Below are 26,269 nucleotides of genomic sequence, written 5' to 3'. Positions count from 1 at the left end.
AGGAGAGGGCACCTGTCGGTGACTTCGCGGAGAATACTCGAGACCAAGTACCGGATCTCGGAAACGGCGATGGCCCTGTTCCTGGAGGAGGGGTACGCGAATGTGACCGTCGAAGCCGTTGCGGAGGCGTCGAGCGTGTCCCGCCGTACCGTCTTCCGGCACTTCGAAAGCAAGGACGAACTCGCGTTTCCGGACCACACCGAACGCATCAGGCTGGTCGAGCGATGCCTCCTGGAGTCGGCCCCCGACACGGATCCGGTGGAGGCCGTCATCGCGGCCACGGGCGAGTCGTTGCGTGACTTCCTCAGTCGTCCCGAACTCGTCCTCCGGCGATTCAAACTGACGCGTGTCGTGCCCGAGTTGCGCAAGCGGGAGGTCATCGAGCACGAGCGGTACGTGGCGCTCACCCGTTCGTTCCTCCGCGACCACCTCCCGGCCGACGCTCCGCCTTTCCAGTCGATGGCCCTGGCGGCGCTGATCGACGCGATCCACCGCTCCGCGCTCGGAAACTGGGTACGCACCGGCGGCGCGACCGACGCCGTCGCCGAGTTGGAGGCGGGCATGGAGTGGGTCCGTCGGCTCATGGTCCACCAGTCGACCTTCTCGGCCTCCCCGCTGCTCCTCGCGTTGCTCCCGGACACGCCGCAGACCCGTCGCGTCCTGACCTCACTGAAGGACGCGGCGGAGGAACTGTTCTAGTCATGGCGGACAGGAGGATCTAGTTATGGCGGACAGGAGGAGGAGCCGGAGTTGCCGAACCTGACCTTCGACTTCGCGGGGAGAACCGCGATCGTGACCGGAGCGGCGCGCGGACTCGGGATCGAGTTCGCCCGCCTCTTCCACGAGTCCGGGGCGACGGTCTTCCTGGTCGACGCCGACGCCGAGGCGGTCGCGCTGGCGGCGGAGGAGCTGGGCGCCGTCGGCGTCGCCTGCGACGTCACCAGCACCGAGGCCGTCGAGGCCCTGGTGCGGAGGGTGGTCGCGGCCTCCGGTCGCCTGGACATCGTCGTCAACAACGCCGGCATCCTCCGGGACCGTCGACTGTGGAAGCTCTCCGACCAGGACTGGGCCGAGGTGCTGGACGTCCACCTCGGCGGCACCTTCCGGCTGACCCGCGCCGCGGTTCCGGTGTTCCGGGAGCAGCGCTACGGCCGGGTCATCAACGTGACCTCGTACACGGGGCTGCGCGGCAACATCGGGCAGGCGAACTATGGCGCGGCCAAGGCCGGGATCATCGGCTTCACCAAGACCGCGGCCAAGGAACTCGCGACGTTCGGGGTCACCGTCAACGCCATCTCGCCCAACGCCGAGACACGGATGATCGACTCGATTCCCGCGGAGAAGCGTCAGGAACTCGCCGCCGCCATCCCACTCGGCCGGTTCGCGGCGCCGAGCGAAATGGCCACCACCACGGCTTTCCTCGCCTCCGAGGAGGCCGGTTACATCACCGGAGTCATCCTTCCGGTGGACGGGGGAATCTCGATATGACCGGGCCGGATCAGCGGATAGTGATCGTCGACGGTGCCCGTACGCCGGTCGGCAGGTACGGCGGGGTGTTCAAGGACACCCCCGCGCACGAGTTGGGGGCCGTCGCCGCCAGGGCGGCGTTGACGCGCTCGGCGGTGCCGGCCGAGGCGGTCGAGGAGGTGGTGATGGGCTGCGTCGGCCAGGTCGGGCGGGCGCCTACAACGCGCGTCGGGTGGCCATCGCCGCCGGGCTTGCGCCGTCCACCCCCGCCTACACCGTCAACCGGCTGTGCGGGTCCGGACTCCAGGCCATCTGGTCGGCGGCGATGGAGATGCGCTGGAACGGCCTCGACTTCGCCCTCGCCGGCGGTGACGAATCCATGACCCGGATGCCCTTCTACGACTTCGGGGCGCGCGCCGGTTACCGACTCGGCGACCGAGTCCTGGTGGACGGCACGGTTCTGATGCTCACCGATCCGTTCCAGCACATCCAGATGGGGATCACGGCGGAGAACGTGGCCGAACGCTACCGGGTCTCCCGCGCCGACCAGGACGAGTTCGCCGCCGAGTCCCAACGTCGCGCCGCGACCCCGGCGGCCCGGGCGGCGTTCGCCGAGGAGATCGTTCCGGTCACCACCGGGGGACGCCACGGCGCCGAGGTGACGACCGACGAGCACCCGAGGCCCGACACGACCGTGGCGGCGCTGGCCCGCCTCCGCCCGGCCTTCAGGGAGGGCGGCACGGTCACCGCCGGCAACGCCGCGGGCATCAACGACGGTGCCGCCGCCGTCGTGCTCGCCACCCGGTCCGCCGCCGCCGAACGTGGGCTGAAACCCATGGTGGCCATCGAGGCGGTTGCCACCGGTGCGCTGGAGCCGGAGATCATGGGCTACGCCCCGGTGGTCGCGCTCCGCAAGCTTTTCGCGCAGACCGGCACGGCGCCCGACGACATCGACGCCATCGAGTGCAACGAGGCGTTCGCGGCCCAGGCGGTCGCCGTGATCCGCGACGCCGACCTCGATCCGGACCGGGTCAACCCCTACGGCGGTGCCATCGCGCTCGGCCACCCGGTCGGCGCGACCGGCGCCATCCTCGCCCTCCGGCTGGCCAAACATCTGGTACGCAACGACCTGGAGCTCGGCGTCGTCACCATGTGCATCGGCGGCGGGCAGGCGCTGGCCGCGCTCTTCCGGCGGGTCTGACCGGAGCAGGTGCGGTCCGTCGCGTTCTCGGTGCCGGCTCAGCACCAGCCGTTGACCGGCCCGTTCACCCCGGTCCAGAGGTAGGCGTCGGAGACCCAGGCGCCGTCGCTGAGTCGGTTCCACAGCGATGTGGTGCCGTACCGGCCGGTGTGGGAGGTGCCGTTGGCGGAGCACGAGACGGTGACGGTGGCGCCGTCGCCCACCGATCCCAGCACCGAGTAGCCGGTGCCGGGCCCGGACCTCTTGGTCAGCGTGCCACCACCGTTGGCGTCGACCACCGCCTGGTTGAGGCCGAGCGCGCCGTGGTTGTAGAGGCCGCCTCCGACGCCAACCCAGGCCGACCCGTGCCGGGCGCCGCCCTGGTACGCCCCGGCGCCGTTGACGAACTCCCACTTGCCGATGCCGTGGCCGGCGATTCCCACGTACGCGCTGTTCTGCCGCAGTCCGAAGTGCACGTGCCGACCGGTCGCCGCCCCGCCGCAGGTCACGTCGGTCCCCGTGTTGCCGAGGTACGTGCCCTGGCTGACGGCGGCACCGTTGACCGAGATGCTGCTCCACAGGTGGTAGTAGTCGGTGGAGTAGCCCCGGTCGTGGATCACCCGGATCCACCCCGTGCACATGGTGTACGCCGTACCGGCTCGGGCCGCGCGGACCACCTGGTCACCGCCGGCCAGGTCGATGGAGCTGTACGGCGTCTCGTAGCCGCCCCAACCGTGCGGGCCGCTGGTCATCGTCCACGTCTGGCCGACCGCGAACGGCAGGGCCATCCCGGTCCGGTAGTCACCACCCGCATACCTGGGGCCCGGGGTGCTGCCGAAGACCCTCTTCTCCTGGCTGTTCACCACGGGCGACTCGGCGGCCAGCTCGGTGAACCCGGCTTCACCGTCGAAGCTCACCCGCCACGTCCCGGCCTCGGCCCGGGCGATGAAGATCGCGCCGGTCGGGTGGACGTCCCGCTCCTGGGAGGTGAGAGCCACGGCGGTGCCAAAGGCCCACTGGCCGTGCCGGCGGGTGACGGTGACGCGGGTCTCGGAAGCGTCGGTGTGCTCCGCCGCCGTGGCGCTGACCTGCCCGAGCAGCTTGGCGGCCACGGCTTCCTCGACGCTCGCCCCCAGCGGGTCCGGTGCGGGTCCGGCGTGGGCGGCAGTGCCCGTGATCAGGAGATTCGCCGCCAGCAGGGCCGGGGCGACCGCGGTCGATCGTCCGATCTGCACCATTGACGACCTCTTTCATCGAGGAACATCGCTCTGGGTAGTGCTGACGATAGGCAGCGCAGCGAAAGTTGTCTACACTTCCTCGCCGCGATGGCGAAGGTAATCTTCAGATCGTCCCGGCCGCCCGCCCCTGCCGGCCGGCGCGTCGACGGTCGACCGTCGGTGATCTCGTCCACGACCGAACCACGGTTCACCGACGCCGGTAAGGTTGCCGCCGGGATGATGAAACGGGATGAAAGGGCAGCCGTGGGATCGGGGTTCGTCGAGACCGTCGCTCGGCCGTGGCCGACGTCCGCGCTCACCCGTACCCCGACAGGGTCGGTGGACCGGTCCCGGTCCTCCCGGACCCGACGCGTACCGGTTGCGTGCCGACCACGAGCAGGCGAGCAGACCGGTTCCGGTGCGCACCCGACGACGACCGGCACCACGAGGGGAGAAGGCGCCCCGTGAGCCAGCCGCCCGACGCGGTCCCGTTTCGCGTGCCCGGCCGTACCAGCCCGGCCGAGCTGCGCTACGTCTACCTGAACCTGCGGGACCATCCCCGGGGCCAGCTACAACTGGCGGCCCTGGTCGCCGCCGGATTCGTGCCGTGCCTCGTGGTCGACGAGGACTCCCCGCTGGCCGAGGCCGGGCGGGCCGGTCAGCTCGCGGAGCTCAACCAGGTGGCGGGCTACGCCGAGCCGGAGCCCACCAGCGAGTTCTGCCGGCGGCACGGCATCGCCCACCGGACGGTCACCGACCACAACGACGAGACGACCGTCGAGCTGCTGCGGACCGCCCGGGCCGACCTCGTCGCCCTCGGCGACACCCGGATCCTCAAACCGCACATCCTGGCGCTGGCTCCGCACGGCATCGTCAACGTGCACCCCGGGTACCTGCCCGAGGTGCGGGGCAACCATCCGTATCTCTGGGCGGTCATCCACGACCTGCCGCAGGGCGTCAGCGTGCACCTGATCGACGCCGAGGTGGACCGGGGACCGCTCCTGCGGACCCGGCGGGTGCCGATCCCGGACGGAATCGGCCTCCCGGACCTGGTCCACCTGCTCAACGAGGAGTGCGCGACGCTGCTGGTCGAGACGATGCGGCAGATCGTCGACGGTACGGCGACGCTGATCCCACAGCCCGGCGACGCGCGCCTGACGTTCCGGCAGGCGCGTCCGGAGATCCGTGAACTCGCCCGGACGATGTTGCGGGAACGCGCCACGGCGCCGGTCGCCGGGCGGTGATCACCCGGCGGCCCGGGTGGCCTCGGTCAGGATCGCCAGACCCTGGCCGAGTTCCTCGATCGAGGCGGTCAACGGCGGCAGCAACTTGACCACCTCGGCGTCGGCGCCGGAGGTCTCCACCAGCAACCCCCGATCGAACGCCTCGGCCGCGACCTTCGACGCCCGTCCCGGCGAGGCGAAGACCACCCCGTGCACCAGCCCCCGGCCCCTGGTCGTGATCCCGGCCAACGGCGCGGTGAACTCCCGCAACGCGCCCGCCAGCCATTCGCCCTTGGCGCGTACCTGCTGGGCGAAGCTGTCGTCGGCCCAGTAGTGCCGCAACGTGGCGGCCGCCGCCGCGAAGGCGAGATTGTTGCCACGGAAGGTGCCGTTGTGCTCGCCGGGCGCCCAGACGTCCAGGTCGGGACGGATCAGTGTGAGCGCCATCGGCAGCCCGTACCCGCTGATCGACTTGGCCAGGCAGACGATGTCCGGGACGATTCCCGCCGCCTCGAAGCTGAAGAACGTACCGGTCCGGCCGCATCCCATCTGGACGTCGTCCACGATCAGCAGCACCCCGTGGCGCCGGCACGACTCGGCCAGCGCCCGCAGCCACCGTGGCCGGGCGACATTCACCCCGCCTTCGCCCTGTACCGTCTCGACGATGACGGCCGCCGGCCGGTCCGAGCCGCTGCCGGTGTCCCGCAGCATCCGCTCGAACGCGGGCGGTCCGCCGATCCCGACGTCGTCCCGGTCGGCGTCGTACGGGAGCACCGTGACGTTGCCGAGCGGCACGCCGGCCGCGTGGCGCTTGGCGGCGTTCCCGCTGACCGCCAGGGCGCCGAGCGTCATGCCGTGGAAGGCGTTGCCGAAACAGACGACGTCCTGCCGGCCGGTCACCTTGCGGGCCAGCTTGAGTGCCGCCTCGACCGCGTTGGTCCCGCCCGGGCCGGGCAACTGCACCCGGTAGTCCAGGTTGCGCGGCCGCAGGACCAGCTCGTGGAAGGTCCGCAGGAACTCGCGTTTGGCCACGGTGTCCATGTCGAGGCCGTGCACGATGCCGTCGCCGGCCAGGTAGTCCAGGACGACCCGCTTGAGGACCGGATTGTTGTGCCCGTAGTTGAGTGTCCCGGCGCCGGAGAAGAAATCGAGATAGGGCCGCCCGGACTCGCTGTAGATCCAGCTTCCGGCGGCCCGGTGGAACACCGTCGGCCACACCCGGCAGTAGCTGCGGACGTTCGACTCCAGCTCGGTCAAGGTGTTCATCGTGTCCCGTCCGGGGTGCCGGCTGAGCCGAGGGTGGTGGCCAGGGCGGAGGCGAGCTGCCCGACGGCCGGCTGGTCGATGATGGAGAAGTGGGTCGCCTCGACCCGGTCGATGCTCACGCCACCTCGGGTGAAGCGGCCCCAGTCGGTGCGGGTGACCAGCCCCCGGTCCAGCGAGTCGCCCGCCCAGGTGACCCGGAGCGGCGCGTCGACGACCGGCGGCCGCCAGGCGCTGAAGAGCCACCGGTGCAGCGCGGCGACCACGGCACGGGCACCGAGCGCGTCCGCGTCCGGTGTGGTGGTGCCGGGCCAGAGCCGGGCAGCGGTGGCAGCGATCCACCGGCCGCTCTCCCGGGCGATCCCACGGCTGTCCTGACCCGCCAGGCGTACGGTCAACTCGCGCACGTCGTCCGGGCCGGCGGATGCGGCACCCGCCGGGGCGAGACTGGCGAGGACCGCCGCCGCCCCGGCGGGCCAGTCGGGATCCGGGGCGCGCTGGGCGGTGACGGCTGCGACGCCGGAGTCCCACAGCGTCACCGACCGCACGGTGACGTTGCGCCGCTCCAGGGCGGCGGCGGTCGCGTGGGCGAGGAGACCACCCAGCGACCACCCGGCCAGATGGCACCCGCGCCCGTCGAGGCTCCGCGCCACCTCGGCGGCGTACGTCTCGATCATCTGCTCCGGATCGGCCCACGTCGTGCCGCGGGTGACGTCGGTGTGACCGTCGAAGACCGCGTAGACCGCCCGGTCCGGCGGCAGGGCGTCGACCAGGTGGCGATAGACGAAGACGTCGCCGCCGAGCGGGTGCAGCAGCACGAGCGGGGTGTCGTCGGCGACGTCACGCAGCGCCAGCACGCTGCCCCGGACGGGCTCGGGAGTCGGGGCCGGATCCGGCGAGTCCGGCACCGTTCGGCCGGCGAGCCGGGCGGCCAGCAACCGGGGCGTCGGCGCGTCGACGAGATCGGCGTAGGTCATCGTGGCGCCCAGTTCGTGCCGTACCCGGGCCACCAGCCGGGCGGCGAGCAGAGAGTGACCGCCCTGGGAGAAGAAGTGGGCGTGCGCGTCGAGTTCCGTCGTCTCCAGCAGGTCCGACCACTGCCGACACAGCCAGGACTCGGTCGGTCCGGCCGGCGGTTCCGGCGCCTCGGCGCCGCCCGTGGCCGTCTGCTCCCCGGTCGCGGCGAGCGCTTCCAGCGCCCGGTGGTCGATCTTCCCGATGATCGTCACGGGCATGCGGTCCAGGAGGTGGATGCGGGCCGGAACCATGTAGCCGGGCAGGAAGGCCCGCAGGTGGTCGGCGAGGGTGGCGGCGCTCACCGGCGCGCTGACCGTGACGAAGGAGTGCAGCGCCGGTCCTCGCCGATCCTGGTGGTCCAGGACGATGGTGACCGCCGACCGTACGGTCGGATGGGTCAGCAACCGGGCGGTGATCTCGCCGAGTTCGACCCGGTTACCCCTGATCTTGACCTGGCTGTCGAGCCGCCCGAGGTACTCCACCACGCCGCCCTTGGCGATGCGCACCCGGTCTCCGCTGCGGTAGACCCGCAGCGGCGTCCCGCCCGGCCCCCACGGCCGGGTGGGGAAGGCGGCGGCGGTGAGATCGGGCCGGTTCAGATAGCCCGCGCCCACCCCGGCACCCGCGATGTGCAGCTCTCCGACCGCCCCGTCGGGCACCAGCCGGCCCTGCGCATCGGCGACGAAGAGCGCCACCCCGGGCAGTTCCCGGCCGATGACCGGGCGCTCCACCGCCGGGACGACCTCCTGGAAGGTCGAGTTGACCGTGCACTCGGTGGGCCCGTACACGTTGAACACCCGCAGCTGAGCGGCGTCGGCGAGCGGTCGCCACATCGGGGCCGGCAGCGCCTCGCCGCCGGTGACGAGCCGGCGCAGCGCCAGGTCCGGACGGGTGAGCAGGCCCGCGTCGACGAGCAGTTGCAGGTGCGGGGGGATGCACTCGAAGAGCGTGATGCCGGTGCTGGCGACGTAGTCCAGCATCGCGTCGGGGTCGAGTCGGACCGCCGCCGGGATGATCACCAGGCTCGCGCCGCCGAGCAGGGCGAGCAGCTGCTGCACGCTCACGTCGAAGATCAACGGGGCGTTCAGGGAGGCCACCTCGTCGCGCCAGTCGTCGATCCCGTACGTCTCACGCAGCCCGGCCATGAAGTTCAGCATGTTGGCGTGGGTCGTGACGGCGGCCTTGGGCAGACCGGTCGTGCCCGAGGTGTAGATGGCATAGGCGATGTCGGCCGGATCGGTACGCCGGTCCCGGACAGCCTCCGGCCAGCCCTCGCCGACGACGAGGCGGGGATCGAGCACCTCGGCCCCGCAGGCGTCGAAGCCGGCCGGCCCGCACACGACGCCCAGCCCCGCGTCGGAGATCATGTGGCGTCGCCGGTCGGCCGGCAGGGCGGGATCGATGGGTACGTAGGCACCGCCGGCCAGCCAGATGCCGAGCACCGCGACGATCGAGTGCACCGAACGGTCGGCGATCACCCCGACGTACCGGCCGGGCCCGACCCCACGCAGCCCGGCGCCGACCCACTCCGCCCGGCGTACCAGTTCGGCGAAGCCGATCGACTCGTCGGCCGAGCGCACCGCGACCCGCCGGTCCCCGATCGCGGCCAGTCGACGGATCGCCTCGCTGGTGACCACGATGTCGTCGCGCGGCGGTCCGGCGGCGTGCCGCCGGCACTGCTCCTCGGCGGCCGGCGCGTCCAGCAGCGCCAGCGCCGACACCGGCTGCCCGTCGTCACGCGCGCCGTCGGTGACGACGGTGAAGACGGCCTGCACGAAGGCAGCCACCAGCGGCTCGTCGAACAGGGAGGTGTCGTACTCGACCAGCAGCCGCAGCCCGGCTCCGTCCCGCAGGAAGAACAGTGCGAGGTCGAACTTGGCCCGCCTGTCGTCGAGGCTGTCGACCCGCGCCGACACGCCGCCCCAGAGCCGTACGTCGGACTCCGGGGCGTCCTGCAACTCCAGTGCGATCCGGAAGGGCGGACCGGTGCCCAGCGCCGCGACAACCCGGTCGAACGGCACGTCGTCGTGCGAGAGCGCGTCGCTGACCGTCCGGGCGGCACGGCTCACGGCCACCCGGAAACTCGGGTCGTCGCGAAGGTCGGTGCACAACGCCACCGTGTTGACGAAGAAGCCCAGAGTCGACTCGAACTCCGGCGCCTTGCGGTTGAGCGTCGTCGTGGCGAGCGCCACCGCCGGCTCCCCGCTGAACCGTTGCGCCACTGTCTGGACGGTCGCCTGGAGGACCGCGAACACGCTGACCGTCGGGTCGGCGGTGAACCTGGCGATCGCCGCGGCGGCCGGGGCCGGAACGGCGTAGCTGACGGTGGCGGCCCGGCCGCTGTGGGTCTGGCCCAGCGGTGCGGTGGCCAGCAGGGACGGCGGCGGTGCCGGCGGCAGGGCGCGTTGCCAGTAGTCGAGCTGCCGGGCGACCAGCTCGTCGGTGAGCCGGTCGTGCTGCCAGCGGGCGAAGGTCTGGTACTGGGTGGGCTGGTCCGCGGGATCCCAGGCGCCGCTCGCCGCGAAACCCTGGTACGCCTCGGCCAGCTCCCGCTCGAAGATCGCCATCGACCAGCCGTCGGTGGCGATGTGGTGGATGGCCAGCAGCAGCACGTGGTCGTCGTCGGCGAGCCGCGCCAGGCAGGCCCGCAGCGGTGCCTCGGTCCGCAGGTCGAACGGGCGGTGCAGGAACTCCCGGGCCGCCTCCCTGACGCCCGCGTCGCCGAGCCCCGCCGGCCAGCCGACCGTCTCGCCGAGTATCGGCTCGGGGTCCAGTACCAGTTGCCGGACCGTGTCGCCCGCGTCGACGAAGACGGTCCGCAGCACCTCGTGCCGCGCGACGAGCGCGGTCAGCGCCCGACCGAGCGCGTCGGTGTCGAGGGGCCCGCGCAGCCGGATCAGCCGGGAGACGTTGTAGGCGTTCGAGTCGCGGTCGAGTTCCTGGTCGATCCAGAGGCGCAGCTGGTTCGGAGCGATCGGGTCGAGCAGCTCGACCAGGCGTGCGAACTGGTTCTCGTCGAGGGTGGCGAGGAATGCCTCGGCCTGCGTCATGCTGGTGCGACTTCCGGGTGGGGGCGGGCTGGACGTGGCGGGAACGGCCGCGCCGAGCCACCGGTCACAGATTGACCTATCTGCGACACCGCGAGCACGCCGGAGAGAGATAGTGTGAGATTTGTCTATGCGTACGTGACCGTCGTCTTTGGGTAGGGTCCAGATTCGTGCCCGCTGCGGCGCCATACCCACAGAAGATCTTCGAGCTGTTGCGGGGGACGGGTTGAGGGTGACCGCGCGTGGTCGCTGGTTCCTGGGTGCGAGCTTCCTGTCGTCTCTGGGCGACGTGCTGGTCGTGACCGCGGTACCGTTCGGCGTCGGCTCGGAGACCGGGCGTATCCAGTTCAGCGTGGTGTTCTGGCTGGTGCCGGCTCTGGCCGTACTCGTCGCCAGTTTCGCCGGACGGCACCTCGCCCGGCGCGTCGGGACCGCGCGGCTCGACTACGCGATGCTGCTGCTCGGCATCGCCGCCGTCGAGGTCATGATCTCGCTGCTCACGCTCTGGCTCCGAGGAACCCTCGAAACACTGATCCTCTCGATCGTCTTCGTCGCGCTGTACGCCTTCGCGAAGGAGGGCATCCCCCGGCTGTTCTACCAGGTCGCCGTCTACCGGTACTTCGTGGACGGTGACGAGTACGGTCGTCTGGCCGGCATGAAGGCCGGCCTGGACATCGCCGCCGCCCTGGTGGCGACGGTGGTGGCGGCGGCCATCGTCGCCACCAACACCTGGCGCTACGCCTTCCTGTTCGACGCGGTCACCTTCGTCGTCCTGGCCGCCACGCTGTGGTTCGCCGGCCGTGACGCGGCGCCGGAGCGACCCGCGCCGACCGACGACACCGGCGAACCGGCCGCCGCACCCCGGGTCAGCCCCGCGCTGCGCACCGGCCTGATCGCCGTGCTGGTGGCCATCCCACTGTTCCACGGGGTCAACGCCGCGTTCGTCAACTACCTGCCCCTGCTCAACAAGGAATTCGGCGTGATGGCGGCCAGCACCAGCATCCTGCTCCTCGCGGTGCTGCGCCTGCCCGGCATGCTGCTCGGACTGGCCTACGACCGGGTGCGGCGCTGGGCCTCGCCCCGGACCTGGGCGACGGCGCTGCCGATCGTCTTCGTCGCGGTGGCCGCCACCTACCTGATCCAGCCCAACGTCTGGTCGGTCTACGGGCTGCTCCTGCTCGGCGGCCTCAACATCGGCGTCTTCGGCCCCTCCGACGCCGTCATCCGCAACCAGATCCCCGGCCCGTACCTCATCGGCTTCAACGTCATCGTGCTGCGCTGGCTCGGCGTGTTCCAGGCGCTGGCCTGCGTGGGCGCGATGCTGGTCTTCACCTACGGCGGGATGAACACCGCCTGGCTCGGCGGCATCGTCGCCGCCGCCGTGATCGGTGGCCTGCTGCTGCCTCGGGTACACGCCCGGCACCCGGTGCTGGCCCGCACGGCCGACGAAGACACCCGGGTGGCGGTGTGAGCGCGCCCGCCGCCGACGGCGTGCGGCCCGTCGCGCGTACCGCCGACGGGTACCCGGTCTCCTGCGCCCAGGAAGGAGTGTTGCTCGCCGACCAACTCGCCGGCGGCGACCCGTCGTACAACATCCCCTGGTGCCTGCGCCTGGAGGGGAGCCTGGACGTCGCCGCCCTGACGACCGCCCTGCGGACGCTGGTCGGCCGCCACGAGGCACTCCGGACCAGCTACGAGTGGACCGGGACGAGCTTCCGGCAGGTGGTCGCGCACCCCGACGGCACGTTCCTGGACCTGCCGGTGACCGACGTGGACGGGGAGGCGACCGCGGAGCGGGAAGCCGTCGCCCTGCTGCGGGAGCCCTTCGACCTGACCGACGGGCCGCCGCTGCGCGCCCGACTGCTGCGGGTCGCCGACGACGAGCACGTGCTGGTCTTCAGCGTGCACCACATCGCCTTCGACGGCTGGTCGCTGCGACTCTTCGGTGCGGAACTCGGCGAGGCGTACGCCGCCGCGCTCGCGGCACGGCCCCCGCGGCTGCCCGACCCCGGCCCGCAGTACGTGGACTACGCCGTATGGCAACGTAACCTGCCCGATCGTCATCTCGACGCGTCCCTGCGCTGGTGGCGCGAGCGGCTCGGCGGGGCCGCGACGGTCAACCTGCCCCTGGACCATCCGCGTGCACCTACCCCGCGACACCGTGGCGGCGTGCTGCCCTTCACCATTCCGGCGGCCGTTGCCGCAGACCTGCGGCGCCTCGCCCGGGCCGCCCGCACGAGCGACTACGTGGTCCTGCTCGCCGCGTTCCTGGTGCTGCTGCACCGCTACAGCGGCCAGACCGACCTGAGCGTCGGTACGCCGGTGGCCAACCGCGACGTGGACGGACTCGACGAGGTGGTGGGCTTCTTCGTCAACACGCTCGTGCTCCGCGTCGACCTCGCCGGCGACCCCAGCTTCACCGAGCTGGTCGACCGGGTACGGGCCGTCGTGACGGAGTCGATGCGCCATCAGGAGGCTCCGTTCGAGCGCGTCGTGGCCGAGGTGAACCCGCGACGCGACCCGAGCAGCACGCCGTTGTTCCAGGTGCTGTTCGGCATGGGACTGCCCGAGACGCCACCGGCCGCCTGGGCGGCCAGCGGACTGCGCGCCCGCCCGCTCGGCTGGACACATGGCCTGGTCAAGTTCGACCTGACGATCACGGTCAATCCCCGTCGCGACGGGTCCGTCGACGGACTGTGGCAGTACGACGCCGACCTGTTCGAGGCGTCGACCGCCCGGACGATGGCTGAGCAGTTCGTCCACCTGGCCACCGGGCTCGCCGACGACGCCACCGCACCGGTCAGCCGGACCCCCCTGCGAGGACCGGCGGAACCGGACCGTTCCGGCGCGGACGTCACCGCCGAGGACCTCGACGTGACCGTGCACGAGCTGATCCTCGCGCAGGCCCGCCGCACGCCGACGGCGGTGGCCGTCGCCCAGGGCGACGCACGGATCAGCTACCGGGAACTGGACCGACGCTCCGCCGCGCTGGCCGCCAGCTTCGGGGCCGGGCAGGAGATCATCGGTCTCTGCCTGCCCCGCTGCCCCGACAGCATCGTGGCGCTGCTCGGCATCCTGCGCAGCGGCGCCGCCTTCCTGCCCCTGGATCCGGAGCTACCGGCCGAACGGCTGCGACTCATGGTCGAGGACGCCGGCGTACGCACCGTGGTGGTGCACGACCCGGCGGTCGTGGCCGGTCTGGACGTCGAGACGATCACCCTGGACGCGCTGCCGGACGTGGCGCGGCCGGTCCCGGCGCCCGGCCGTGCCGACCGGTTGTGCTACGTCATCTACACCTCCGGCAGCACCGGGCGGCCGAAGGGCGTCGCGATCGAGCACCGCAGCCTGGTCCACTACGTCCGCAGCCTCGGCGAGGTGCTCGGCGCGGCCGGCATCGACCCGTCCGGGGCGAGCTTCGCGACCGTGTCGACGCTGGCGGCCGACCTGGGCCACACCAGCGTCTTCGGGGCGCTGCTCAACGGCGGATGCGTGCACGTCCTCGACTACGACACCGTCACCGACCCGTACCGCTTCAGCTCCTACCTGGGGCAGTACCGGGTCGACATCCTCAAGATCGTGCCGACGCACTTCGACGCGCTGCGTCGCGGTGCCGCCACGCCCGAGGCGCTGACCCCCCGCCGGGCGCTGATCTTCGGTGGCGAGACCCTCACCACCCGGCTCGCCGAGGCGGTCGCCGCGCAGCCCGGGGCACCGGCCGTCTTCAACCACTACGGCCCGACCGAGACCTGTGTGGGCGCTCTGATGGGGCGGTTCACCGTGGACGGCGACGCCGCGGCCACCGTACCGATCGGTCGGCCCCTCGGCGCCACCCGGATCGCGGTCCTGGACCCGGCGGGCCGGCCGGTGCCGCCGGGGGCCACCGGCGTGCTGCACATCGGCGGGCCGGGACTCGCCCGTGGCTATCTGGGGCGCCCCGACCTGACCGAACGGGCCTTCGTCGCCCTCCCCGACGACCGCTACTACCGGACCGGCGACCTGGTCCGCGTCCGACCCGCCGGTGACCTGGAGTTCGTCGGACGCGCCGACGACCAGGTCAAGATCCGTGGGTACCGGGTGGAACCGGCCGAGGTGCAGGCCGTCCTGGACGGCCTGCCGGGAGTCGCGCAGTGCGCGGTCCTGCCCGTCCGCTCCGGCGACGAGACGACCGCGCTCGCCGCCTACCTCGTGCCGACGCCGGGCACCGACGGCGAGGCCCTCGGCCCCCGCCTGGCCGACGCCCTGCGCGAGGTCCTGCCCGCCGTGCTGATCCCCGCCTTCTTCGTGGCGATGCCGGAACTGCCCCGCACCCGCAACGGCAAGGTCGACCGCGCCCGGCTGCCCGTACCGCCCACCGGCGCGGCGCCAGTCTCCACCGTCCCGGTGAGTGCCGAGGAGCAGAGCCTGCTCGCCGTCTGGACCGACCTGCTGGGCCGGCCGGTCACCGACCCCGACCAGGACTTCTTCGCCGCAGGCGGCAACTCCCTGCAACTCATGCGGCTCGTCGGCCGGATCAGGGACACCCTCGGCGTGACGCTCTCCGTGCGGGACTGCTTCACCGCCCCCTCCGTACGGGCGATGGCCGCCCGCCTCACCGCCACCGGATCGCCGACACGCCCGGCACAGGTCGTCCGCACGGTCCCGCGCACACCGCACGGCCGCTACCCACTCTCGTTCGCCCAGGAACGGCTCTGGGTCCTCGACCGCATCACCGGGACGAGCACGGCCTACAACGTCCCCTGGTGCCTGCGGCTGCACGGCGAGCCGCGCATCCCGGACCTGCTCCGGGCGTTGCGCTCGGTCGTCGACCGGCACGAGGTGCTTCGCACCCGCTACGTGTCGACGCCCGACGGGCCACGTCAGGTGATCCAACCGCCCGGCGGCGCCTTTCCCGACCTGCCCGTCGTGCGGGTACGCGACGAGGCGGCCGCCGAGGAGAAGGCCCGGGAGTTCCTCCGGCGGCCCTTCCGGCTCGACGAGCAACCGCCGATCCGCGCCATGCTGCTGCGGCTCTCCGCCCGGGAGCACGTCCTGGTGGTGTGCGTCCACCACATCGCCGTCGACGGCTGGTCGGTCGGCATCCTCGACCGGCACCTGGCCCGGGCCTACCAGGACGCCCGCGAGGGCCGCCCGCTGGCCGGCGATCCGGCCGGCCACCAGTACGCCGACTACGCCCGCTGGCAGCGTGACCGCGACGCCGGGCAACTCGACGACTCGGTACGCTGGTGGAAGCGGCAGCTCACCGGGCTGCAACCCCTACGGATGCCCTTCGACCGGCCGCGCCCCGCGGATGTCGACCGGCCGGCGCGCACCATCGCCTTCGACCTGCCGGCCGATGCCGCCCGGGCGCTCCGGCACGCCGCCCGCACCCACGGCACCAGTCCGTTCGTCGCCTGCCTCACGGTGTTCCTGGTCCTGCTGCACCGCTACAGCGGACAACAGGACATCGCGGTCGGCACCCCGGTCGCCAACCGCGACCGGGCGGAGTTCGACGAGGTCGTCGGCTTCTTCGTCAACACGCTGGTGCTGCGGGCCACGGTCACCGGCGACGACACCTTCGGCACGCTGCTGGAGCGTGTCCACGGCGTACTCGCCGACGCGCTGACCCACCGGGACGCACCGTTCGAGCGGATCGTGACCGAGGTCAACCCGGTCCGTGACGTCGGGCGGACACCCCTGTTCCAGGTGATGTTCGGGATGGAGCTGCCCGGGGTCCGGGACTCCCGGTGGACCGCCGGTGACCTGCGGGCCGAGACACTCCGGTGGAGCCACGAGACGGCCAAGTACGACCTCTCGGTCAGCGTCGAGGACCACCCGGACGGATCCCTCACCGGTACCTGGCAGTACGACACCGCCCTCGTCGGCGACGCGACCGCCGCGGCGATGGTCGGCCACTTCCGCCACCTGGCCGCGACCCTGGCCGGCGACCTCACGTGCCCGGTCGCCCGGGCCCGGATGCTCGACGACGTCGCGTGGGACCGGATCGTCCGAGCCGAGAACGACACCGGCACGTCCGTCCCCGACGCGCAGGCCAGCGTCGGGGAGTTGATCCTGCGAGCCGCCCGCTCCCACCCGGCGGCGCCGGCGCTGCGGCAGGGCCGGCGCCAGATCAGCTATCGGGAACTCGACGACTGGTCCGGCTCGGTCGCCGCCCAGCTCCGCCCGGGACCGGGCCTCGTCGGCATCCTGATGCCGAGGGTGCCGGAGAACATCGTGGCCCTGCTCGCCGTCCTACGCGTCGGCGCCGCCTACGTCCCGCTGGATCCGACCCTGCCACCGGCGCGGCTGCGTTTCATCATCGAGGACGCAGGCATCGACACGCTGCTGCTCGACGCCCCGGACCTCGACCAGCGACTGCGTCCGGCGGTCGACGGCCTCGACGTACGCCTGGTCGACGTCCGCGCCGCGGCCGACGAGCCCAGGGCGGCGGTCAGCACGCCGGGTCCGGGCGGCGACGCGCTGTGCTACGTCATCTACACCTCCGGCACCACGGGTCGACCCAAGGGCGTCCTCGCCCACCACCGGGGCGTGCTGAACTACCTCTCCTGGGCCTGCCGGGAGTACGGCCTCACCGCCGGGTCCCGGGTCCTGCTGCACTCACCACTCACCTTCGACCTGAGCGTGACCACCACACTCGCCCCGCTGACCGTGGGCGCGGTGATCGAGATGACCGCGGGTGACGACCTCGACGGGCTGATCACCGCGCTGCGCGACACGGCGGCGCCGTACCAACTCGTCAAGCTGACCCCGGCCCACCTGCGGGTGCTCAACGTCGCTCTCGCCGCGGAGCTGGAACAGCGCACCCTCACCCGGTGCCTGGTGGTCGGGGGCGAGGCCCTGCCGTCGGAGCGGGTACGACCCTGGCGGCGATCCCGGGTGATCAACGAGTACGGCCCGACCGAGACCGTTGTCGGCTGCACCGCGCACGAGGTGACCGACGGCGACGGCGACGGCGACGTGCCGATAGGTCGACCGATCGCCAACACCGCCAACCACGTACTGGACCGGTATCGGCAGCCGGCGCCGGTGGGGGTTCCCGGTGAGCTGTGGGTGGGCGGTATGGGCGTGACCCTCGGCTATCTCAACCGGCCCGGACTCACCGCCGAACGGTTCACCCCGGACCCGTTCGTCCCCGGCGCCCGCCTGTACCGCACCGGCGACCTGGCCGTACGGGACACCGACGGGCTACTGCACTACCTGGGCCGCACCGACGACCAGGTCAAGATTCGCGGGTACCGGGTCGAGCTGGCGGAGGTGGAGAACACCCTGCGGACGCTCCCCGGCGTGCTCGACGCGGCCGTCGTGCACGATCGGCACCGGGACGTCCTGCTGGGCTATGTGGTCGCCCCCGGGCAGGACACCGAGGACATCCCGCGCGCCCTGCGGGCGATCCTGCCCGAATACATGGTGCCGGCCGGTGTCCAGGCGCTGCACCGGCTGCCGTTGACCGCCAACGGCAAGCTCGACCGGGCCGCCCTGCCCCGTACCCCGTCGGTGGTCGCGCCCTCCGCGCCGGTGCCGGGCAACGCCGGCGCCGAGGAGATCGTCCTGCGGCTGTGGGCGGAGCTGCTCGGCCGCACCGACCTGGGCCGGCACGAGAACTTCTTCGACGTCGGCGGCCACTCGCTGCTGCTGGTCCAGCTGCATGCGCGGTTGACTCGCGCATTCCACACCGACGTCGCCCTGTTGGACCTGTTCCGCAATCCCACCGCTGCGGCGATGGCGGCGCTGATGCGCCCATCCTCGGCACCGCAAGGGCCGGTGGCGGCGTCGGCGCCGCTGAACACCGACCGGCGGCAGGACCGGGCCAACGCGATGAACAGTCTGCGCAGGAGAAGGAACGGCACGTGAGCGAACTCGACATCGCGATCATCGGGATGGCCGGTCGATTCCCCGGGGCCGCCCACGTGCAGGAGCTGTGGCAGGCGGTCACCGAGGGCCGGGCCAGCGCGACCACCTTCACCCGCGACGAGTTGCTGGCCGCCGGGGTCCCGCCGGAGCTGGCCGACCAGCAGGGCTTCGCGCCGGTGCGGGGCGTACTCGCCGACGCCGACCGGTTCGACGCCGCGTTCTTCGGCTACTCGCCCCGGGAGGCCGAGTACATCGATCCGCAGCAACGGGTCTTCCTGGAGGTCGCCTGGAACGCCGTCGAGCACGCCGGCTACCGGCCCGACGGGTTCGTCAGGCCCGTCGGCGTCTTCGCCAGTTGCAGCCAGAACACGTACCTGGAGGCCGTCGGCGGCCGAGGCGGCGGCGACTGGACCGACGGGCTGCTCGTCGGGATCGGCAACCAGATCGACTTCCTGAGCACCCGGGTGTCGTACAAGCTCAACCTGACCGGTCCGAGCCTGACGGTGCAGACCGCCTGTTCCAGCTCGCTGGTCGCGATCCACCTGGCCGTGCAGAGCCTGCTCTCCGGCGAGTGCGACTTCGCGCTGGCCGGCGGGTCGGCGATCCGCTTCCCCCAGGTCGGCGGTCAACTGCACACCGACGGCGGCGTCTACTCACCGGACGGGCGGTGCATGGCGTACACCGTCGCGGCGCGGGGGGTCTTCAGCGGCAACGGTGCCGCCGTGGTCGTCCTCAGACGCCTCGACGACGCCCTTGCCGACGGCGACCACGTGCACGCGGTCATCAAGGCGTCGGCGGTCAACAACGACGGCCGGGAGAAGATCGGATTCAGCGCACCCAGCCAGGCAGGTCAGGCCGCTGCCATGCGGTCGGCGCTGGAACTGGCCGGGGTGGCACCGGGAGCGGTCGGCTACGTCGAGGGGCACGGCACCGGCACACCGCTGGGTGACCAGATCGAGATGGCCGCCCTGCGCAGCGTGCACGAGGTTCCGGGGCGCGGGCCGAGATCGTGCGCGGTGGGCTCGATCAAGAGCAATCTCGGGCACCTCGACGCGGCCGCCGGAGTCACCGGCCTGATCAAGGCCGCGCTGGCGGTCCGGGACGCGGTGATCCCGCCGCAACCGCACCCGGCCGAACCCAGCCCGGCGCTGGTCGACGGGGCGAGCCCGTTCTACCTGGCGACCGAGGCCGAGGCGTGGCCGACCCCCGGTGAGCGGGTCGCCGCCGTCAACTCGCTCGGGCTGGGCGGGACGAACGCGCACGTCGTCCTGGCCCAGCCGTCCGAGGCCCCGGCGCAGCACGCCGGGTCGACCGGCCTGGCCCAGCCGTCCGAGGCCCCGGCACAGCACATCGGGTCGACCGGCCTGGCCGGGTACTTCCTGGCGCCGGTGTCGGCCACCGGGGCGTCGGCACTGCAACGGCAACGACTCGCCGTCGCCGACGACCTCGACGCGGTGGACCACAGGCGTTTCCACCCGGCCGACGTCAGCGCGACGCTGCTCGCCGGCCGCAGCGTGCACCGGCACCGTGCGGTCGCGATCGGCCGGGACCTCGACGAGCTGACCCGGGCGCTGCGCGGGCCGGACCTGACGCACGACGAGGGCGACAGCACCGCCCAGGAGGTCGTGTTCATGTACTCCGGCGGCGGGACCCAGCACGTCGGGATGGCCCGGGAGCTGCTCGACACCGATCCCGTGTTCGCCGCTCACCTGGCGGAGTGCCGGTCCGTGTTCGCCGGGCGTACCGGTATCGACCTGGTCGACGACATCCTGCGGCGGGACGCCGATTTCACCGACCCGGTGATCGGGTTGGGCGCGACGTTCCTGCTACAGGTGGCGATGGCCCGCACCCTTGTCGAGCGCGGTGTACGCCCGCGCCGGCAGATCGGGCACAGCCTGGGCGAGTACACGGCGGCCGTGGTGGGCGGAAGTCTGTCGCTGCCCGACGCCGTCGGGCTCGTCGTGGCCCGCGCCGAGCTGCTGCGGGGCATCGAGGGCGGCATGCTCAGCGTCTACGCCTCGGAGGACGCCCTGCGCCGCTCGGGCGTCCTGCACCGGGTGTCACTGGCTGCGGTGAACGCTCCGGACATCTGCACGCTCTCCGGCTCGCGTCCCGCCGTCGAGGAGGTGGCCGCCCAACTCGCCGCGCAGGGCGTGGAGTGCCGGATGGTGGCGATCGGCACCCCGGGACACTCCTCGCTGCTGGATCCGATCCTCGACCGGTTCGCCGAGGTCGTCCGCGGCGTCACGTTCGGCGTGCCGACCATCGGCTGGGTCTCCAACCTGACCGGCGTCGAGATCACCGAGGCCGACCTCGCCGATCCGGGCTACTGGGTGCGGCACCTGCGGCACACCATCCGCTTCACCGACGGGGTGACGACGCTCCTCGACGCCGGTATGGAGGTCTTCGTCGAGATCGGCCCCAGCCGGGTGCTGGGCGCCTTCGTCCGCGCGACGGCCGGTGGCCGCCGGGTGCGCACCGTGCCGACGATGCGTCACGCCGACGAGCCGGTCACCGAAGGTTTCGCGTTGGCCCGTTGCTTCGCCCAGCTCTTCGCCGCCGGGGTGACGGTGGACCCCGCGCTGCTCTACGGACGCCGGTGGCGGCGGGTACCGATGCGGGGGTACCGCTTCGCACGCACCCGACACTGGGCGGCGCCGGCACCGGCGTTGTCGTCCGGCACCGGCGTGCTGGCCGACCCGGACGCCTGGCTCACCGCACCGACCCTGGCCCGGCTACCCCGCCTGCGGCGGCGACCGCGGCTGGCGGGACGGTCCATCGTGCTCGTCGGGGCGGCATGGCCGGGCGCCGAGGGAGTGCGCCGGGCCGCCGCCGCACGAGGTGCCACCGTGCTGACGCTCGGCGAGCTGGCGGAGTCGACCGGCCGGGACGGCGACGTCCAGCTGGTCGTCACACCGGGGACGGCTGCCGCCGAGGCGCTGGCGGTGCTCGCCGCTGCCGTCGCGGCGGCCGGGAAGCGGCCGTACCCGTCGGTCACCGTCCTGACCGCCGGGGCCTTCGCGGTGGGCGACGAGCAGACCATCGGGTACGGGCCACGTGAGCTGATCGCCGCCGTGCGGGTGTTCGCGCAGGAGTACGCCGGGCTGCGGTGGCAGTGCGTCGACCTGGCCCCGGCCGGTGAGGACGCGGACGCCGTACTCGACGAGATCGCCGAACCGGCCGACCACACGATCCGGGTGGTCCGCGGAGCGCATCGCTGGCGGCAGCTGCTGACCGGTGGCGCCTGTGATCCGGTGCCCGCCGTCGGCACCGCCTTCCGGCAGGGCGGCAGCTATCTGTTCACCGGTGGCCTCGGCCGCTTCAGCCTGCACCTGGCCCACCACCTGTGCACGCGGTACCGGGCCCGGGTGGTCCTGGTGAGCCGTCGCGGCGCCGCCACCGGGCTCGATCCGTCGACCCGGGCGGCCTTCGACCGGCTCCGCGCCGACCACGCCGAGCGGGTCGAGATCGAGCGGTGCGACGTCACCGACGTCGCCGGCCTCACCGCGGTCGTCGACCGGCATCCCCGGATCGACGGCATCTTCCACGCCGCGGCCGCCACCGCCGGGGCCTCGATGCGGGTACTCTGCGACCAGCTCACCGACGGCGACTTCGCCGAGCAGGCCGCCGCCAAGCTCGGTGGCGCGGAGGCGCTGGCCCGGGCGATGACCGGCCGCGACTTCGACTTCTGCCTCGCCTTCTCCTCCAACGCGGTCTGGTTCGGTGGCCCGGGCCTGGCCGCCTACGCCGCCGGCAACGCCGTGTTGGAAGCGTTCGCCGAGCGGCGATGGTCGGCCGGGGACACCCGGTGGCTGACCGCGGCGTGGGACGGGTGGCGGCTGCCGGACGAGCCGCCCCCGGCCGTGCGTACCGCCCTGGACGCCCTCGCGCTGGCGCCCGGCGAATCCGTGGCGATGGTGGAGGCGATCGTCGCCGGTGCCCGTGGGCCGGTGACGGTGGTGTCGAAGGCCGACGTGACCGAGCGGGCCGCCCGGTGGATCCGCGACAGCGCCTCCGCCTACGCGACGGCGGATCCGCCGCCCGAGCCGGTGCCGGGCACCGGGACGCCGGTGATGTCGAGCGAGCCGCCCGCCGACGAGCTGGAGACGACGATCGCGGGGATCTGGCACGACGTGCTCGGCACCAGCGGGATCGGCCGGCACGACACCTTCTTCCACCTGGGCGGGCATTCGCTGATGGGACTGCGCATGCTGAGCCGGGTCAACGAGACGTTCCGGGTCGAGCTGCGCTACGTCAACCTGATGGAACTCGACACGGTCGCCAAGCTGGCCGACTGGGTCAGGCGGCAGAGAGCGGCCAAGGCCGATCCGGGCCCGCCGCCCGTACCCGTTCCGACGCGTAGCCGTACCCTTTCCGAACTACGCAGGCTGGTGACCGAGACCCCATGAGCGCTCTGCTTCGGTTGCGTACCCCACGCCTGCTCCTGCGCGACTTCGACCCGTCCGACGAGGCGGCGGTGCACGCCTTCGCCGGCGACCCGGTCGTCACCCGCTACACCGACTGGGGCCCCAACACCCCCGCCGAGAGTGCGGCGTTCGTGCGTGGCTGCGTGGCGCAGGCCGCCGACCCGCACCGCACGGCCTTCAACCTGGCGGCGGTGGCCGACGGCGTGCTCGTCGGATCGGTCGCCGTCTGGGTGGAGAACGTCACCCACCGCCGGGGCGAGATCGGCTTCGTCTTCCATCCCTCGGTCTGGAACCGGGGCTACGCCACCGAGGCGGCGCGGGAGCTGGTCCGGTTCGGCATCGCCGAACTGGGCCTGCACCGCATCTCCGCGACGTGCCATCCGGAGAACATCGGCTCGGCCCGCGTCCTCGGCAAGGCCGGCCTGCGCCAGGAGGGGCGGCTGCGCGACCACCTGCTCGCCCGCGGCCGCTGGCGGGACTCGTTGCTCTTCGCCGTCGTCGCACCGGGCGCGGACGAGGCCGCCTCCGGTCTCCGGTCGCAGGACGAGACGGCGTTCCGCTCTTCAGACCCTGCAACCGGGAGAACGCTGTGACAGCCAACCAGAGCAACGGCACGCTGGTCGATCTCTTCACCCGGTCCCGGCGACGTCACGGCCAACGGCCGGCCGTCGGGGACGGCACGACCACCCTCTGCTACGACGAACTCGACCACCGGTCGGACGCGGTGGCCGCGCTGTTGCGCAGCCACGGGGTGGGCGCCGAGGACCGGGTGGGCGTCTGCCTGCCCCGCTCGGTCGACTTCGCCGTCGCGGTGCTGGGCATCCTGAAGGCCGGTGCGGCGTACGTCGCGGTGGATCCCCGCTATCCGGACGCCCGCCGGGGCCAGATGCTCGTCGGCAGCGGCGCCGACGTCGTCCTGGGGGACCCGTCCGCCCGGCCGGCCGGCGTCACGGCGACGTTCGTGTCGATCTCCGACTGGTCCGGCTTCGCGGGTCGTGGCGTCGACCAGCCGCCGCTGCCGGAGAACGCCGCCAGTGTGCTCTTCACCTCCGGTTCCGCGGGGGAGCCGAAGGCGATCGTGCTCGAGCACCGCAACCTGGTCTCCTTCGCGACCAATCCGAGCCTGCCGCGGCTGGGCCCGGAGGACCGGACGGGACAGATCTCCAGCGTCTCCTTCGACGCCTTCCACTTCGAGATGTGGAACACCCTCGCCGCCGGTGCGCAGCTGGTGATCCTGCCGGCGGTCCCGGACCTGCTCGCGGCGGATTTCCAACGGCAGATGAAGAGGTACGGCATCACCGCCATGCTCGTGCCCACCATGGTGGTCAACCACGTGGTGCGGGAGGATCGCGAGGCGTTCGCCTCGTTGCGGGTCCTCGCCGTCGGCGGTGACGTGCTGCAACCGGCCGCCTGCCGGGCACTGCTGGAGAGCCGCTTCGACGGCGACCTCTACAACCTCTACGGTCCGGCCGAGATCACCACCGCCTGCACCGCGCACCTGGTCACCGAGGAGGACGTCGCCGCCGACGTCGTACCGATCGGCACGCCGCTCGCCGGCGTGACCGTACGGCTGCTCGGCCCCGGCCTCGACGAGGTGCCGGCGGGCGAACGCGGTGAGATCGTCGTCGGCGGACCGGGCCTGGCCCGTGGCTACCTCGGCCGCGCGGATCTGACGGCGGAGCGTTTCGTGACCGTCCAGATCGACGGCACACCGGTCCGGATGTACCGCACGGGCGACCTGGCGCGGCGGCGTGCGGACGGAACGCTGCTGTTCGTCGGCCGGGTCGACGACCAGGTGAAGATTCGCGGTTACCGCGTCGAACCCGGCGAGGTCGAGCAGGCAGTGAGGCGGTACCCGGAGGTGCAGGACGCCGTGGTGCTCGCCGGTGGCGAGGGCGACGGCCGCACGCTCGTCGCCTTCGTGGCCCTCGCCGACGCCCTGAACGTCAAGGATCTGCGTGGTCGCGTCGAGCGCGATCTGCCGGACTACATGGTGCCGAGCCGCCTCGTCATCCTCGACGAGATCCCCTTCACCCCGCACGGCAAGCGGGACGTCGTGGCGCTGCGCGCGGAACTCGAGCGTCAGGACGCCCGTGCCGAGGGCGTCGTGGCACCGCGGACCGAGACCGAACGGTACCTGGCGGCGCTCTGGGAGGAGCTGCTCAACATCGAGCAGGTGGGCCGCGACGACGACTTCTTCGCCCTGGGCGGCCACTCCCTGCTCGCCTTCCGGATGAGCCGACGGATCAGCCGTGAACTCGACGTGCGGCTCCCGTTCAACGAGATCCTGGACAACGCCACCCTGAAGGACCTCGCCGGGGAACTCGACTCGGCGCGGACGGCCGGAGCCGTGCAGTGACCCGGGGGGCGGGCACCGTCGACCTCACCGATGTCGACGTGTTCGTCGCGGGTGGTCACCCGGCCGTCTTCGCGCACCTGCGCGCGCACGATCCGATCCACCTGAACCGGGGCGCCGACGGTAGCCGGTTCTGGGCACTGACCCGGTACGAGGACGTCCTGTGGGCGTACAGCAGCCACGAGCTGTTCGGCTCCACCCGGGGTGCCATCGTCGGCGGTTCGTTCCGCAGCGAGGAGGACACCTCGGCCGGGAAGATGCTGGTCTCCACCGACCTGCCCCGGCACCGGATGCTGAAGCAGATCATCCATCCCGCCATGTCGACCAGCGTCGCCAAGCGGGTCGCCGCCCGGGTGTCGGTGCTCCTGGACGACGCGCTGGCGCGGCTGCGCCGGAACGGGGGCGGCGACTTCGCCACCGAGGTGGCCACCGAACTCCCCGCCGGCGCGCTCATGGAGATCATGGGGTTGTCGCACGAGGAGGCGCACCATCTGATCGGCCTGACCCGACGCATGGTGGGCTACCGGGACGAGGTGTTCGTCGAGACCGGCGGGGACGAGCGGTTGCGTCTGGCCTGGTTGCAGGCGGAGATCTTCGAGTTCTTCACCGACGTGGTGGCCGCGCGCCGCCGTGACCCGGGCGAGGATCTGATCACGATGCTGCTGCACGGCACGGTCAACGGGCGGAAGCTGACCGAGGAAGAGGTCTTCTACAACTGCATGAACGTCGCGGTCGGTGGCAACGAGACGTCGTCGTACACCGGGTGTACCGGTCTGCTGGCGTTGCTGGACCATCCCGATCAGTACGACCTGCTGTTGAGCCGGCCGGCGATCGGGAGCACGGTCGTCGACGAGATGCTCCGCTGGAGTTCGACCAACGCATACGTCCAGCGCGTCGTGCTGCGCGACGTCGAGCGCGGCGGTGTCACCTTTCGGGCGGGCGAGTCCGTGACGCTGTGGAACTACTCGGCCAACCGCGACGAGCGGGTCTTCGCCGACGGCGACCGGTTCGACGCGACCCGGTCCCCGAACCGACACCTGTCCTACGGAGCGGGGCTGCACCGGTGCGTCGGCGCCCCGGTCGCGCAAGCCGAACTGTCGCTGCTCGTGGAGAAGATCGCCGCCCAGGGGCTGCGACTGAAGCTCGCCGGAGCCGTCCGCAGGCTCCGGTCCAACTTCATCCTCGGCGTCACCAGCCTTCCCGTGGAACCCGTCTGAGGGCGCT

Annotated in this window: 12 protein-coding genes and 1 pseudogene; 10 read left to right on the top strand and 3 right to left on the bottom strand. The window is 72.2% G+C overall.

The window, feature by feature from the left end; genetic code table 11:
- Window positions 1-69 precede the first annotated feature (69 nt).
- The 3 genes and pseudogenes from C6W10_RS19945 to C6W10_RS19935 all read left to right on the top strand — a co-directional run bounded on the left by C6W10_RS19945 (window position 70) and on the right by C6W10_RS19935 (window position 2,668).
- Window positions 70-699 (top strand): TetR/AcrR family transcriptional regulator, encoded by a 630-nt coding sequence (locus C6W10_RS19945; RefSeq protein ID WP_159079126.1) that lies wholly within the window; start codon window positions 70-72, stop codon window positions 697-699.
- 51 nt (window positions 700-750) lie between these two features.
- On the top strand, window positions 751-1,488 hold the full coding sequence (locus C6W10_RS19940; protein WP_107259468.1) for an SDR family oxidoreductase: 738 nt from the start codon (window positions 751-753) through the stop codon (window positions 1,486-1,488).
- A pseudogene (locus C6W10_RS19935) lies at window positions 1,485-2,668 on the top strand (acetyl-CoA C-acyltransferase). Before C6W10_RS19940 ends, C6W10_RS19935 begins: the two are co-directional and overlap by 4 nt.
- Before the next feature lie 38 nt (window positions 2,669-2,706).
- Here C6W10_RS19935 and C6W10_RS19930 read toward each other — a convergent pair.
- Window positions 2,707-3,885, bottom strand: coding sequence for a peptidoglycan DD-metalloendopeptidase family protein (locus C6W10_RS19930; protein ID WP_107259466.1), 1,179 nt, complete (start codon window positions 3,883-3,885; stop codon window positions 2,707-2,709).
- A gap of 443 nt (window positions 3,886-4,328) precedes the next feature.
- Here C6W10_RS19930 and C6W10_RS19925 point away from each other — a divergent pair, with 443 nt between their 5' ends.
- Window positions 4,329-5,108, top strand: coding sequence for a formyltransferase family protein (locus C6W10_RS19925; RefSeq protein WP_159104670.1), 780 nt, complete (start codon window positions 4,329-4,331; stop codon window positions 5,106-5,108).
- On the opposite strand, the gene ectB is transcribed toward C6W10_RS19925, so the two are convergent.
- Both ectB and C6W10_RS19915 read right to left on the bottom strand, forming a co-directional pair.
- Complete coding sequence (gene ectB / locus C6W10_RS19920; RefSeq protein WP_107259462.1) at window positions 5,109-6,353, bottom strand: diaminobutyrate--2-oxoglutarate transaminase; 1,245 nt, start codon at window positions 6,351-6,353, stop codon at window positions 5,109-5,111.
- Complete coding sequence (locus C6W10_RS19915; protein WP_159104669.1) at window positions 6,350-10,417, bottom strand: non-ribosomal peptide synthetase; 4,068 nt, start codon at window positions 10,415-10,417, stop codon at window positions 6,350-6,352. The genes ectB and C6W10_RS19915 overlap by 4 nt, the downstream gene beginning before the upstream one ends.
- 229 nt (window positions 10,418-10,646) lie before the next feature.
- On the opposite strand from C6W10_RS19915, the gene C6W10_RS19910 reads away from it, so the two are divergent.
- Genes C6W10_RS19910 through C6W10_RS19885 form a run of 6 tightly spaced genes read left to right on the top strand, consistent with a single transcriptional unit; the run spans window position 10,647 to window position 26,262 of the window.
- Window positions 10,647-11,885 carry an MFS transporter gene (locus tag C6W10_RS19910; RefSeq protein WP_159104668.1) on the top strand — a complete coding sequence of 413 codons (1,239 nt, stop codon included), beginning with the start codon at window positions 10,647-10,649 and terminating at the stop codon, window positions 11,883-11,885.
- Complete coding sequence (locus C6W10_RS19905; protein WP_107259457.1) at window positions 11,882-18,262, top strand: non-ribosomal peptide synthetase; 6,381 nt, start codon at window positions 11,882-11,884, stop codon at window positions 18,260-18,262. The genes C6W10_RS19910 and C6W10_RS19905 overlap by 4 nt, the downstream gene beginning before the upstream one ends.
- Window positions 18,259-22,671 (top strand): type I polyketide synthase, encoded by a 4,413-nt coding sequence (locus tag C6W10_RS19900; protein ID WP_107259455.1) that lies wholly within the window; start codon window positions 18,259-18,261, stop codon window positions 22,669-22,671. Before C6W10_RS19905 ends, C6W10_RS19900 begins: the two co-directional genes overlap by 4 nt.
- Window positions 22,668-23,282 carry a GNAT family N-acetyltransferase gene (locus C6W10_RS19895; RefSeq protein WP_199853694.1) on the top strand — a complete coding sequence of 205 codons (615 nt, stop codon included), beginning with the start codon at window positions 22,668-22,670 and terminating at the stop codon, window positions 23,280-23,282. Before C6W10_RS19900 ends, C6W10_RS19895 begins: the two co-directional genes overlap by 4 nt.
- A complete protein-coding gene (locus C6W10_RS19890) occupies window positions 23,279-25,048 on the top strand; it encodes a non-ribosomal peptide synthetase (protein WP_107259453.1) in 1,770 nt (589 codons plus the stop codon). The genes C6W10_RS19895 and C6W10_RS19890 overlap by 4 nt, the downstream gene beginning before the upstream one ends.
- Entirely contained in the window at window positions 25,045-26,262 is a 1,218-nt protein-coding gene (locus tag C6W10_RS19885; protein ID WP_107259451.1) for a cytochrome P450, read from the top strand. The genes C6W10_RS19890 and C6W10_RS19885 overlap by 4 nt, the downstream gene beginning before the upstream one ends.
- Window positions 26,263-26,269 lie beyond the last annotated feature (7 nt).

Origin of the sequence: Plantactinospora sp. BB1 (assembly GCF_003030385.1) — a bacterium.
In the GTDB taxonomy this organism is placed as follows: Bacteria; Actinomycetota; Actinomycetes; order Mycobacteriales; family Micromonosporaceae; genus Plantactinospora.
Note: the sequence above shows the minus strand (reverse complement) of the source record. Positions and strands in the feature narration are given on the sequence as shown.